The organism is Streptococcus chenjunshii (assembly GCF_003086355.1).
In the GTDB taxonomy this organism is placed as follows: Bacteria; Bacillota; Bacilli; order Lactobacillales; family Streptococcaceae; genus Streptococcus; species Streptococcus chenjunshii.
On sequence record NZ_CP031733.1, the window covers coordinates 268,504 to 281,996 of the forward strand.

The window sequence follows — 13,493 nt, forward strand, 5'->3', positions numbered from 1 at the left end:
GATGAGGGAATGCAAGAATTTAAGATTGTTGAAATCGGAGAAATGGTTCCTGATTTTGCAGAAGAAATGCTTCTGGTACTGTTTGGCGAGTCCGCTCCGCCGGAATTGCGGGGGATTTCTGTCATCCATGATTATCAAGCAAAACAGAAAAATGTTCTCAAAGTGGGAACCCGTCTTGTTATGGGAAACCAGACATATACAGTGACAAAAGTCGGCAGTGCGGCCAATGCCAATTTTGAGGAATTAGGGCACATTGCTATTTATTTCCGAGAAGGAGACAGCGATATTCTGCCCGGTTCTATTATGGCCCGGCCTGTTGTTTTCCCAAAACTCAAAGCGGGCGAGTCAATCCAGATTATCAATGACTAGCAAATGTGGTATAATTCTCATATATACTGTATATAAGAAGGCATATGATGGATAATTATACTGAAAAAGATTATGTAAAAGTTGCAGTCATGTATTATGACGAAGGCATGACACAGGCTGAGATTGCTAAGAAAATCGGAGTTTCACGTTCCTTGGTGTCTAAAATGCTTATTGATGCCAGAGAAGCTAAGATTGTGGAAGTATTTATCAACAGTCCGTCAGTTTTTACCACAAAACTAGAGCGTGAATTGGAAGAGACCTATGGGCTGAAGGATGCCGTTGTGGTTGATACGGTAGGTCTGACAGCTGTGGAAGTCAAACGCAAAGTCAGCAGGTCTGCAGCTAAATACCTTGAAGCTTATCTTAAAAAACATCCGGAACTTAAGCGCTTGGGCATATCATGGGGAGAAACGCTGCGTCATGCAATCGATTATTTTCCTTATACCAATCATTCACAGCTCCATATTTATCCTTTGATTGGCGGTATGGGAAATGAGCACTTTTACCTGCATTCCAACCAGATTGTCCAGACGCTGGCCCAAAGAATGCGGGCTGAAGCTCACTATCTGTATGTTCCTGCCATGGTTTCCAGTGCAGCCTTGAAAAAGGAATTAGAACGGGATGCAACGATTTCTTCTGTCTTAAATGAAAGCAAGCAGGTGGATCTTGCCCTGCTGGGAATGGCTCCTCTGGAAGAAGGAAGTACAATGACTGTTACAGGCTATATTAAGTTAGAAGATATCAAGCGTTTTAAGTCTTTGGGGATTATCGGCGATATCAATTCGCAGTTTTTTGATGCCAAGGGTGCGTCTGCTTTGGAAGTAAACCAGCGTGTTATGGGGCTTAATTTAGAAGAGCTGCGCCAAATTCCGACAAGGCTTGTGCTGGCTTACGGTGAAAAAAAAGCCGGAGCGGTTCGGGTCGGTTTGGAACATCACATGCTGGATATCCTTATTACAACAGATGCAACAGCACAGGCTATATTGGCGCATGCTTGACTATCGTTGCTGAAAGGTTTATGAAATGGGGCTGAGAAAAACTCAGCCCCATTCTTTAAAAAAGCATTGCAAGCGCTTACCTTAAGGTGAGCGGGAAAGAGAGTAAGAAATGAAATATATTGAATGGTTTGGCGAGAATTTTATTGGAATATTTCAGGCAGGCGGAGAACAGTTTGTCAGCTATCTGACCGGCATTATTCCTTTGTTAGTAGCTCTGCTGACATTTACGAATGCGCTTATTGCGCTCATTGGCCGTGAACGTGTCAATACATTTATGAGGGCCAGTGCTAAATATACGGTACTGCGTTACAGTCTGATGCCTCTGCTGGCTGTCTTGATTTTGACAAACCCTATGGCTTATACATTTGGACAGTTCCTGAAAGAAGAAGAAAAGCCGGCCTTTTATGATGCAACTGTCAGCATGGTACATCCCGTGACCGGTTTATTTCCTTATGCTAATGCAGGAGAACTGTTTGTTTTTCTTGGAATTGCCAACGGTGTCGTTGAATCCGGGCATTCTCAGGGGAGCCTCGCTGTACGGTATTTCCTTGCCGGCTTAGTTGTGATTCTTCTGAGAGGCATTGCCACCGAACGGATGACGAAATTCTTAATGAAGCGCACAGCCTAGAAAAAATAAGTTAGAGAGGAACAGAAGATGACAGCACTTAAAACAGTATTTGTCAAACGCGGCGAAAATGGCTGGGGAAAGGGTTTACTGATCCAGCCGACTCCTGAAAAAAATAAAATCGTTTCTGTAACAGGCGGCGGTATCCATCCAGTGGCCCAGCGCGTGGCAGAACTAACGGGAGGCGAGGTTATAGACGGTTTTAAAAATACAGTACCTGATGAAGAAATTGCAGCTGCGGTGATTGACTGCGGAGGAACCGCCCGTATCGGTGTCTATCCTATGAAGAATATTTTAACTCTTGATATTCTGCCGTCCTCGCCATCAGGCCCTTTATCCAAACATATTACCGAAGAAAATTTTGTATCCGGAGTCACCCCTGACTGTGTGGAATTGAGGGAGGAAGCTGCAGCTGAAAGTGTTTCTGCCGAAGACTCTCAAGCAGCAGCTGAAGAGAGCTTTCAAGAGAAATATGCTGCCAGCAAGGAAAAGCATGAAGCGGATCAGGCTGCAAGCGATAGTTTTATTGTCCGTTTTTCCCGCGGCATTGGTAATGTAATGGGAATCTTTTATCAAGCGGGCCGTGATACCGTAGATATGCTGATAAAAAATATTATCCCTTTCATGGCTTTTATGAGTACCATTATCGGTATTATCAATTATACAGGGGTAGGTAATATTATTGCCAATCTGCTGGAGCCTTTATCAGGATCTATCCTTGGTTTTATCCTGATAGCTTTTATCTGCAGTATTCCGTTTATTTCTCCAGTACTGGGACCGGGGGCCGTCATTGCTCAGGTTATCGGGGTGCTGATTGGCACTCAGATTGCTCAAGGGACGATTCCTGTGACCTATGCCCTGCCGGCTCTCTTTGCCATTAATGCTCAGGTCGGCTGCGACTTTATTCCTGTCGGCCTGTCTTTAGGGGAAGCCAAACCGGAAACCGTTTCGGTCGGAGTTCCGGCCATCTTATACAGCCGTGTGGTAACAGGAGCCTTGGCTGTTGTTGTCGGCTGGATATTCAGTATCGGTATGTATTAGATTTTAACAATGCTCATTTTTGAGCTGGAAAGGAAAGCACAATGAAAGTAGATTCAAAGCTATTGTATGATGCAGCCAAACAGGGACAGTTTGCCATTCCTCATGCCAATTTTATTGATTTTCACTCGGCAAGAGCCTATGTCGCAGCAGCAGAAAAACGCCAGCTCCCCTTTCTCTTGGCCTATGCCCAGTCGCACAGTTCAATCATAACTTTAGAAGAAGCAGCTGCCATCGGCAACTATTTTGCTGAGGCCGCCTCTGTTCCGGTCGTACTGCACTTGGATCATGGGGAAGATACAGCGTTTATCGAGCGGGCGATTGAATTGGGATTTACCTCTGTCATGATTGATGCTTCGCAAAAATCTTTTGCAGAAAATACAGCGATTACCCAGCAGGTGGTTGATTATGCTCATGATCGGGGAGTTGTTGTCGAAGCGGAGCTGGGACATGTCGGGGCCAATGAGACATCTGAAGCAGCAGAACTGACAGGTTCCGTCTATACAGAGGTAGATAAAGTACAGGAATTTGTTGCAGCAACTCATGTGGATTCTTTGGCGGTGTCTATAGGGACAGCCCACGGTGTTTATAAAGGCAGTCCCAAGATTAATTTTGAACGGCTGCATGAAATCGCTGCTTTAACCGATGTACCGCTTGTTCTGCACGGCGGATCCTCGTCAGGAGATGAAAATCTCGGCCGCTGTGCCAGAGAAGGGATCACTAAGATAAATATCTATACGGATTTTATAGTCGGAGCTTACCAAGCGATAGTAAAAGAACAGCCGAAAGATTATATCAGCTTGCAGCAGACAGCTGAAGAAGCTATGGCTGCAGTGCTGGATCATTATTTTGACGTTTTCGGCACACAAAAAGTTTAGGAGAAAAAATCATGGGTAAAAGAAGCGTTCAAGCACCGTTTTTTATGTTTAATCCAAAGTCTTACTTATATGGAGAAGACTTGGCTGCTATGGCTCAAACTGCAGAAAAAGCCGCTGCAGCTCGTCCGGAAGTCACCGTTTTTATCACTTGTCCTTTTGCTGATCTTGCCCGGACAGCAAGCCTGACAGATAAAGTCATTGTATCAGCGCAGCATATTGATGGCATTAGTCCTGGACGCGGTATGGGCCATGTTTTGCCTGAAGCTGTCAAAGCCGCTGGGGCAGAGGCAACATTTTTGAATCATGCCGAGCGGCCGCTGACCTTTGAAGAGATTATAAAGGCTATGGAACGGGCGGACGAGTTAGATATGCTGACGATTGTCTGTGCCAATTCGCTTAAGGAAGCGCGGGCCATTGCGACGCTGGAGCCGGATATTATTCTGTGCGAGCCAACAGAATTGATTGGGACCGGCAATACCAGTGATGTTTCTTATATTGCGGCTACCAATGATGCCATTAAGGCAGTTTCGCCTAAAACGCTGATTATGCAGGCAGCAGGAATCTCGAGTGCTCAAGATGTTTTTGATGTGATTAAACTGGGAGCTGACGGGACCGGCTGCACCAGCGGTATTACAGAAGCGCTTGATCCTAAGCAGATGCTGGCTGATATGGTGGCTGCAGCTGACGAGGCTGGCCATTCAGAAAGGAGCAGTTAATGAAATGTTATAAAACAAAGTTTTCGGTGGACACACAAGCTGGCAAGGCCACTTATGTCAATATTACAGAAAAACTTCGTGATATTATCGCAAAAAGCGGCATTCAAAACGGCCTGCTGGCCATGATTTCTCCCCATACGACCTGTGCGGTCTTTTTTGAAGAATTCGCACACGATTATACTACAGACGGTGATGAATCGCTGCAGGCTGATTTAAACACTGTTCTGGCAAAGATTATTCCGGATCATACGGGGAGCGACAGTTACATCTATCCCGGGGAGGCGCATTATCAGGCCGTTGAATCCTGGCCTGATGCTGCAGCTTATCTTCCCGGCGGTGACCGGACATCTTTATGGAATGGTGATGCCCACCTTAAAGCGACCTTGATCGGCTCCAGTCAGCTAGTTGATGTAAGTGACGGTGATTTGGGTGTTGGCAGTACAGGCTATTTTTACTTTGTTGACTATGACAAAACACGCGCCCGTACACGAACCTGCCAAGTGACAGTATTTGGGGAATAAGAGACAGACGCCGTTCTGTCTTCTCTGTTTTTAGCAGAAACCGAAAAGTCTGGGAATGTTTATTCTCGGACTTTTCTTCTGAAAGCTATAGAAAAATTCTCATATTTGCGAATTTTCGCAAATGGAAAATGGAGCTGGTATACTTTATAATAGATTATTTATGAAAAAGTTAAGTTATTTGTAAATAACTCATCGGCTGCTGGCTGCGCTTCTTTTATTAATGCCGATTAAAGAGGAGCTTCTGCTGGTTTTTACTGTTTAAACTAAAAATGGTATACTGATAAGAAAAAATGTTGGGTTAAGAGTGAAGGAGCCTTCATGAAGACAAAAGAAATTATAGGAGCGAACATCAGAACCGAGCGGGAAAGGCAAGGGTTATCCCGTGAGCAGGTTTGCGGGCTAGAGTCAGAACTGACTGTCAGACAGCTGATGCGTATCGAGCTGGGGCAGTCCCTGCCGACGATTGTTAAACTGGAATATTTGGCAGATAGGCTAAAGGTTGATATGGCCAGTCTGTTGGGAGAACAAAGCTTGGAGATTCCACAGGCCTATTTTGAGCAAAAATATAAGCTGATAAAATTTCCCTCCTATGGTGACGCTGAGCGTTTAGCCCAAAAAACGCAGCTGTTGGAAGATATTTACAATCAATATTTTGACTATCTGCCGGAAGAAGAACTCTTTACTTTAGATTTACTTGAAAATTTTTTGGATTATATTACAGTTGGGAAGCCGGAATCAGTTGAGCTTATTTATGAGGATTTTTTTAAACAGCTTCTGTTAAAAGAAACTTATTCCTTAAATGATATCTTACTTGCTAGGCACTATTTAACACAGTGTCAGGATTATGCTTATGATAGGGAGACTGTACTGCTTATTGTAGATAGACTTCTAAAACAGAGGACAGGTAGTAATGATTATTATAACCTAGCACTTTTAGGAGCTTTATTTGCATTAGCTGGTGTCTATGTTGTATCAGCTGATTATTCTGATATGAAGCCGGCTCTTGATAAAATGGACGATGTGGTTAATCAAACCATGCAGCATGTCTATAAACCGGGTTTGCTGATGTTTGAAGCTAAATACCATCTCTATCAGAGGCATAACTTTCAGAAAGCTAAGTCCTGCTACGATTTAGCGCTGACTTTAGCAGAAAATTTCGGCGACACGGTTTTGATAGATAATCTGAAAAAAGAAAAAGCGAAAGATTTACAAGAAAAAGAAGAATAGTGACACGGATGTCCTGTTCTTCTTTTTTTCTTTGCTTTATAATAGGGACATAAAGTTTGAGAGGGAAATAAAGGAAATTTCCTAACACTTACACTGTAATTTTTAAAAAATTCAGTGAAACGTTACAGCTGGGCTTAAGGCATCGCTGACAATGATCTGGTTAAAACGAATAAGGAGGAAATACATGAGTATTAAAAAACCATTTCAAAGAGGTTCAATGGCTGAAAGACTGAAGAGGTTACAACTTTCTTTTGCTGCCATCAGTTTACTAGCGACCTTATCAGTTATTCTCATGGACAGTCGGCCGCTGGTATCTTTGTTAGTAATAGTTTTTGTTATTCTGGTAGCATTTATCAATATCATCTGGATTGAACAATTTACTAAAGAAGTTAAAAGGAAAACTGAGGTTTGAGACTTTATTTTTGTGAAAAGGGATAAGTAGTTTATTTAAATCGCTATTGTATCATGTGTACTCAGCACTGGTTTTAGAGTAATGGGCTTATATACAGCCTCAATTAAAAGAAAGGAAAAAGATGGAAACACAAAATATTGCTACTGATAAGCTCTTCTTTGAAGAGGTGGATGCAAATGAATTGAACGGTAATGCGCGTGATGCTATTACAGGATTTGGGATTGGCTTAGGTGCTGTTGCAGCAGTAGCTACTATCACTACTTAAATAATATGGATAGCAATACGTAAGTACACTATGAATGGGATGTTGAACGGATTATGGACGAGACTCCTAGCGAAAAGATGGAACTATTACAGGCAAGTCTTGATAAGAGCTCATAGCTTTTTAGTTCCTGACAGGGGTATGACTGACAAAATTAGAGAGTTTTGGCTTATCACCATTTCATAGCGGAATCAAAATGGTCTTTATATCTTGATAAAGGAGGAAAATATGAACATGACTGTAAGTGAAACACAAGATTTGCTTTTTGAGGAAATTGACACGAATGAACTTTACGGAGACGGCTATTTTATTGGAGGTGCGGCCGCAGGAGTGATTGTAGGTGCAGCTATTTGGGCAGGTGTCACGTTAACTTAAACAAGTCTTTTGCTTTTATAAATCAGAGCTGCAAATAGACTATAACAATTAAGGGGAGAGATAAAATCTTAGTGAAATTTATTCTTCCTCAACCATTATAATCAATAAAGCAGTAAAGAAGGGTTGGGACAATAATAGTGTTCCAGCTTTTTTTAGACATAAGGCTTGTTTTCCGCTTCCGGGCTTCTTTTGTCAGCTTGAAGAGCACTTCTGCTGAAACAAAAGTCTCAAAACACTTTTTCTGATAGACTTTCCATAGCGGACAATGACTAAACAAGACTTCTTTTATTATTTCCTTGTCTACTTGGCAACTTGACAGGGATCGTTTTTTCACTGTGAGTTATTTGCGTATTTATCTGTATCATTCCATAATAAGTGGGTATTAAGTGGATCTTCCAAAGTTTTTCGGCATTTCTGGGGTCAGCCTCTCCAGTGTTTTTTCCTTTCTGATGTGATTGATATGCTTTTAGAGCTGGCACAGTTTTTGGGCAAATTTATCCAAATCATTGAAAAAAAGCCTATAAAGGGGTATGATAATAGAGAGACTGAAACGCAAAAAAGGAGGATTCAGATGACCCATATTAAATTTGATTATTCAAAAGTGATGGACCGTTTTGTTGCAGCGCATGAGCTGGATTATATGCAGGTGCAGGTTTCTGCGGCTGACGCGGCCTTGCGTCAGGGAACCGGCCCCGGTGCGGAGATGACCGGCTGGCTTAACCTGCCGGAAGATTATGACAAAGAAGAATTTGCCCGTATTCAAAAAGCAGCGGCTAAAATTCAGGCCGACAGTCAGGTTTTGATTGTTATCGGTATCGGCGGTTCTTATTTAGGGGCGCGTGCCGCAATTGATTTTTTAAACAGCTCTTTTGTGAATTTACAGACTGATCATAAAGCACCTAAAATTCTTTATGCCGGCAACTCAATTTCTGCTAATTATTTGGCTGACCTTGTTGACTATGTAGCGGATAAAGATTTTTCCGTTAATGTCATTTCAAAATCAGGGACTACGACAGAGCCGGCTATCGCCTTTCGGGTATTTAAAGAGCTTTTGGTTAAAAAATACGGCCAAGAAGAGGCCAATAAGCGGATTTATGCGACAACTGACCGGCAAAAGGGAGCGGTCAAGGTTGAAGCAGATGCTAACGGCTGGGAAACCTTTGTTGTGCCGGATAATGTCGGCGGCCGTTTTACTGTACTGACAGCCGTTGGTCTTTTGCCGATTGCAGCTTCTGGAGCTGATATCAGCCAGCTGATGGCAGGAGCAGCGGCAGCCCGCAAAGATTACAGTTCTGATAAATTAACTGAAAATGAAGCTTATCAGTATGCTGCTGTCCGCAATATCCTTTACCGCAAAGGGTATATTACGGAAGTTTTAGCCAACTATGAGCCATCACTGCAGTACTTCAGCGAATGGTGGAAACAGCTGGCCGGAGAGTCTGAAGGGAAAGATCAGAAAGGGATTTACCCGACTTCTGCTAATTTCTCCACAGATTTGCACTCACTTGGTCAGTTTATTCAGGAAGGCTATCGCAACTTATTTGAAACGGTTATCCGTGTCGACAAGCCGCGGAAGAACATCACTATTCCTGCGGAGGCAGCAGATCTTGATGGTCTCGGCTATCTACAGGGTAAGGATGTTGATTTTGTTAATAAAAAAGCAACGGACGGTGTGCTTCTGGCTCATACAGACGGCGGTGTACCTAACACTTTCCTGACTCTGCCGGAACAGGACGAATTTACTCTGGGCTATACAATCTATTTCTTTGAATTAGCTATCGCTCTTTCCGGCTATCTCAATGGGGTTAATCCTTTTGACCAGCCAGGTGTTGAAGCTTATAAGAAAAATATGTTTGCTCTGCTTGGCAAACCAGGCTTTGAAGACTTAGCAGCAGACTTGAACTCACGTCTGTAATTGAGCTTCTGTCTATAAGGAATCCGAACTTCAATGCTGAAGTTCGGATTTTTCTTTGAATTAATACACCTTTTTTTGCTGCTAAAGAAAAAATGCTGTCTTAATTATTTTGTGTAAGCGTTTTATAATAAAGCCATAAACAAAAATAAACTAAGTAAGATCAAAGAGCTGTGCAGCACCACATAGCGGCCCGAACTCAGAAATGGGGGGAGGGGAGATTTGTCTCGTTAACTGGCTTACCGCCAGCTGTAGACGGTCTAAAGGCTTTGTCGTTTTGACAGCCGAGCGTACCTTTCTAGCCGTCTTGGCAGAGGTGCATCTGCGAAATCAAAGATTTTGGGCTTACCGTCACTTTTGCTTTGTTCTTTTCACGGCTTTTGTATCTTAGTAAAGGAGTTTGATATGACAGATTGGTTAAATATTGCAGGCAAAACAGTGATTGTAACGGGTGCTTCTTCTGGAATCGGCCGGGCAATTGTAGAAGAACTGCTGGCTTTGGATGTTCATGTGGCGAACTTTGATATTGCGGATAACGATCTGAAGCATGATAATTTGCTTTTCGTCAAAGTTGATGTCACATCACGGGCAGAAGTGGAAGCAGGCGTTGCTTTGGTAGTTGAACATTTTGGAACGGTTGATGCCGTGGTTAATAATGCCGGAATCAATGTTCCCCGCCTGCTGGTTGACCCTAAAGACCCGCATGGCAAGTATGAGCTGGATGATACTGTTTTTGAAAAAATAACCATGATTAATCAAAAGGGACTGTATTTGGTCAGTCAGGCTGTCGGCAGAATCTTAGTTGACAAGAAAAAAGGCGTTATTATCAATATGGCTTCCGAAGCCGGTCTGGAAGGCTCTGAAGGCCAAAGTGCTTATGCAGCTACTAAGGCAGCGGTATACAGCTACACACGGTCGTGGGCTAAGGAATTAGGCAAGTATGGAGTGCGCGTTGTCGGTATTGCACCGGGAATTATGGAAGCAACTGGTTTGAGAACGCTTGCTTATGAGGAAGCCCTAGGATATACTAGAGGCAAAACAGTTGATGAAATTCGTGCTGGTTACGCATCTACCAGCACAACACCGCTTGGCCGCAGCGGAAAATTAAGTGAAGTAGCCGATCTTGTCGCTTATTATATTTCAGACCGATCAAGTTATATTACAGGCATTACTACCAATGTGGCCGGAGGGAAGACCCGCGGCTAATTGTAAATGCTAAAGGAGATAGAAGTGGCATTAGTTAATCGTTGGTATCAAATTTTAAATGCATTGATAGCACAGCCTCAGCTTTCGATTGACGAGATGCTCGAATTGCTGGCTGTCAGCGAGAAAACCTTGCAGACGAGTATCAGCCAGCTTAATGAGCTTTTGGATGAGGATGTGCAGATCAGGCAGGAAGGAAATCAGCTTTATATAGATGTTTTTGATTATGCCAGACTGGAGGAAATTCTGTCGGGCAGTTTACGCAAAGAAAGTGATTTTAATTCGTCAGGAAAACGGGTTTCTTATATCATTAAGAGGCTGCTGCAGAGTTCAGAACCCTTGCTGATTGATGATTTAGCAGAAGAGATTGCAGTCAGCCGTACGACAATCAATAAAGATTTAAAACAAGTTAAGCATCTGGCTTCGGACTATCAGATTTCGGTCAAAGGAAAACCCAACCGGGGCATAGAGATTAACGGTGATGAACTGTCTCTACGTCTCTTTTACTGCCAAAATGTCTATGCTTATTTCGATACAGCCGCTCTGCAGCAGGAAACTCAGACCTTTCTGCAGGAGCTCAGCCGGGACTACCATTTGCCCAGAAAAATGCAGGATTTACTCAGTAAAGTGGTGGCTATTACTGTTGCACGCATTAAGCGCCAAAAGCAGATAGACCATGCTATTGCTTATTACTGCAATGGGCTGAAGAATGCCGAAATTATTGAAAAATTGGTTTATCATCTTGAAGTGGTTTATCACATTACATTAAGTCAGTTTGAACAGGATTTTCTGAGTTTTCCGCTTAATACCCAGTTTATTGCAGGACTTTCGTATGAAAATACTGATCATCCGATGCTGGAGCCATTTTATCGGACTGTCATCAGGAAAGTTCGAACAGCCTTGAATGTAGATTTTGATGAAGAAAAACTCTTTCATGATATGTATGGGCACTTGACATTTTTGATTAATCGTTTGATTTTTCATGTCCAAATCACGGATATCTTTCATGGTGAGGTTAAGAACAAATATCCGCTGGCTTTTGAAATGGCAAGAGCTGCCGGTGATGAGCTCAGGCATTATTTCGGCTATCCGCTTGCAGCGGCTGAAATCAGTTACTTAGCCCTTTACTTTGAAATGGCAGTGCGGGAACATGAGGATGAGCAGCTGAACCGCAGACGCCGGATAGCAGTTGTCTGCACAACTGGCCGAGGGACTGCAGCAATGATTCATCGTCAGCTGACACGCGTTTTAGGCAGCGACATCGATATTGTACAGTATTCAGAGGAAACCTTTAATCCGCAGGCAGATGATGATTATTTTGCTGTCTTTACAACTATTCCGCTTAAATATCCGCAGCTTCAGTCTCCGATTATCCATATTACCAATCTTTTTGATGATCAGTGGCTGCAGGCAGAGTGGCAGAAAGTGAATGTTTTTCATCAAAAAAACCTTGAAAGCGTAACCTTAAAATTTATCCGCTTATCTGAAGGATCGTCTTATCAAGACTATCTTAGACAAATGACTGCAGTGCTTGCTGATCAGGATCTGGTGGATTCAGATTTTGGCTGGCGGGTGCTTGAGAGAGAGATCAAACAGCCGACCGTATTTGGCGGCGGAATCGCTTTTCCGCATACTGTCAATCGACTTAAACAGAAGAAGACTATCATGATGCTGGGGCTTGTTGAAGCGGGTGATGAACCGGAATTTATTTTTCTGGTAGCGATCCCTGAGTCTGTTGAAAGTGAGATGGAAACGGAATTGCTGACCCTGTATGATGATATTTTTCGAACAGCCAATGACGAGCAGCTAAAAAATGCCCTGCGCCAAGTGCAGACAGAAGCAGATTTGCTCGCTTTATCAAAAAACAAAGGAGTGTTTTAATGAATCCAGCAATAACTCTAGGGCTATTGGTTACAACAGCTTACATCATCCAGATTTTTCTGGGCTTGAGGCAGATTAAACATTTTAATCAGGTTTATACGGCTATGCGGCGTCAAGGGCGTGTTGCTATCGGCCGCCGTGCCGGGAAAATAAAATCAGGGACGATTGTTCTTTTCGCTATTGATAAAGCAGGTAAGGTTCTGGATGCCAAAAGGATGCAGGGAGTAACCATTGGAGCCCGTTTTAAGACAATGCCAGCTTATATTGGCCAGGATATTCATTATTTTGACCGCTATAATCCGCTTGTCCGTAAGGAAAATAAACTGCTGCAGACGGCTATTGAAGATGCACGGGAGGTTTTCCTGCGAACAGAAGCCGGCAGTTATGAAGAAAGCCCTCAGCCGGCCCCGTTGACTGGTTTGGCTGCGCAGATTAAACTGCTGCCAGCACAGTTGAAATTACAGCTAAAATCTAAAAAACGTTCGGGTTAAGGTCCCGAAGCAAAGGAGTATACAATGAACTATATCACAAAATTCGCAGAAGCTTTTATGAATCTCTTCACTCTGGGAGGAGAAAATTTCATCGGCTGGATGACCAGTATTGTACCGGTGGTTCTCATGCTGCTTGTTGCTATGAATGCGATTATTGCCTTGATCGGTGAAGAGAGGATGAATAGACTGGGGGAACTGTCGGCTAAAAATCCGCTGACCCGCTACATGATTTTGCCTTTTATTTCAGCTTTTATGCTGGGCAATCCGATGGCTATGAGTATGGGGCGTTTCCTGCCGGAATATTATAAACCGAGCTTTATTGCAGCCCAGATGCAGTTTTGTCACACTTCAAACGGAGTCTTTCCGCACATCAATCCCGGAGAATTGTTTGTCTGGATGGGAATTGCTTCAGGCATCAAAACGCTGGGGCTCAACGAAATGGAACTGGCTATTCGTTACCTTCTGGTCGGCCTGATTATGAACTTTGTCGGCGGCTGGGTCACAGACTTTACGACTGCTTTTGTCGCCAGACAGCAGGGTGTGACTTTAAGTAAATCAGTTGAATTATAAAAAACAGCATGAAAG

Annotated in this window: 16 protein-coding genes; all 16 read left to right on the top strand. The window is 43.2% G+C overall.

Annotation, left to right across the window (positions count from 1 at the left end; all coding sequences use genetic code 11):
- Positions 1-9 precede the first annotated feature (9 nt).
- The 16 genes from DDV21_RS01445 to srlA (DDV21_RS01515) all read left to right on the top strand — a co-directional run bounded on the left by DDV21_RS01445 (position 10) and on the right by srlA (DDV21_RS01515) (position 13,478).
- Entirely contained in the window at positions 10-369 is a 360-nt protein-coding gene (locus tag DDV21_RS01445) for a PTS glucitol/sorbitol transporter subunit IIA (RefSeq protein WP_116877561.1), read from the top strand.
- 44 nt (positions 370-413) lie between these two features.
- Positions 414-1,367, top strand: a complete 954-nt coding sequence (locus tag DDV21_RS01450; RefSeq protein WP_241964688.1) for a sugar-binding transcriptional regulator — start codon at positions 414-416, stop codon at positions 1,365-1,367.
- A gap of 109 nt (positions 1,368-1,476) precedes the next feature.
- Positions 1,477-1,995, top strand: coding sequence for a PTS glucitol/sorbitol transporter subunit IIC (gene srlA / locus DDV21_RS01455; RefSeq protein ID WP_116877559.1), 519 nt, complete (start codon positions 1,477-1,479; stop codon positions 1,993-1,995).
- Between the two features lie 27 nt (positions 1,996-2,022).
- Positions 2,023-3,033, top strand: coding sequence for a PTS glucitol/sorbitol transporter subunit IIB (srlE, locus tag DDV21_RS01460; protein ID WP_116877558.1), 1,011 nt, complete (start codon positions 2,023-2,025; stop codon positions 3,031-3,033).
- 41 nt (positions 3,034-3,074) lie between these two features.
- Positions 3,075-3,908, top strand: coding sequence for a class II fructose-bisphosphate aldolase (locus DDV21_RS01465; protein ID WP_116877557.1), 834 nt, complete (start codon positions 3,075-3,077; stop codon positions 3,906-3,908).
- An 11-nt stretch (positions 3,909-3,919) separates the two neighbouring features.
- Positions 3,920-4,624, top strand: coding sequence for a triose-phosphate isomerase (locus DDV21_RS01470; protein ID WP_116877556.1), 705 nt, complete (start codon positions 3,920-3,922; stop codon positions 4,622-4,624).
- The gene (locus DDV21_RS01475) at positions 4,624-5,145 is read left to right on the top strand and encodes a YjbQ family protein (protein ID WP_116877555.1); all 522 of its coding nucleotides are present in this window, start codon (positions 4,624-4,626) and stop codon (positions 5,143-5,145) included. Before DDV21_RS01470 ends, DDV21_RS01475 begins: the two co-directional genes overlap by 1 nt.
- A gap of 318 nt (positions 5,146-5,463) precedes the next feature.
- Entirely contained in the window at positions 5,464-6,372 is a 909-nt protein-coding gene (locus tag DDV21_RS01480; RefSeq protein WP_116877554.1) for a helix-turn-helix domain-containing protein, read from the top strand.
- Between the two features lie 184 nt (positions 6,373-6,556).
- Entirely contained in the window at positions 6,557-6,784 is a 228-nt protein-coding gene (locus DDV21_RS01485) for a hypothetical protein (RefSeq protein ID WP_116877553.1), read from the top strand.
- Positions 6,785-6,905: 121 nt separating this feature from the next.
- Positions 6,906-7,049, top strand: a complete 144-nt coding sequence (locus DDV21_RS11710) for a hypothetical protein (RefSeq protein ID WP_162886268.1) — start codon at positions 6,906-6,908, stop codon at positions 7,047-7,049.
- Positions 7,050-7,274: 225 nt separating this feature from the next.
- Positions 7,275-7,421, top strand: a complete 147-nt coding sequence (locus DDV21_RS11715; RefSeq protein ID WP_162886269.1) for a hypothetical protein — start codon at positions 7,275-7,277, stop codon at positions 7,419-7,421.
- Positions 7,422-7,992: 571 nt separating this feature from the next.
- Entirely contained in the window at positions 7,993-9,336 is a 1,344-nt protein-coding gene (locus DDV21_RS01495) for a glucose-6-phosphate isomerase (protein ID WP_116877606.1), read from the top strand.
- 402 nt (positions 9,337-9,738) lie between these two features.
- Complete coding sequence (locus DDV21_RS01500) at positions 9,739-10,539, top strand: SDR family oxidoreductase (RefSeq protein ID WP_116877551.1); 801 nt, start codon at positions 9,739-9,741, stop codon at positions 10,537-10,539.
- A 24-nt stretch (positions 10,540-10,563) separates the two neighbouring features.
- Positions 10,564-12,417, top strand: a complete 1,854-nt coding sequence (locus DDV21_RS01505; RefSeq protein WP_116877550.1) for a BglG family transcription antiterminator — start codon at positions 10,564-10,566, stop codon at positions 12,415-12,417.
- The gene (locus DDV21_RS01510; RefSeq protein WP_116877549.1) at positions 12,417-12,908 is read left to right on the top strand and encodes a transcriptional regulator GutM; all 492 of its coding nucleotides are present in this window, start codon (positions 12,417-12,419) and stop codon (positions 12,906-12,908) included. The genes DDV21_RS01505 and DDV21_RS01510 overlap by 1 nt, the downstream gene beginning before the upstream one ends.
- 24 nt (positions 12,909-12,932) lie before the next feature.
- Positions 12,933-13,478, top strand: coding sequence for a PTS glucitol/sorbitol transporter subunit IIC (gene srlA / locus DDV21_RS01515; RefSeq protein WP_116877548.1), 546 nt, complete (start codon positions 12,933-12,935; stop codon positions 13,476-13,478).
- Positions 13,479-13,493 lie beyond the last annotated feature (15 nt).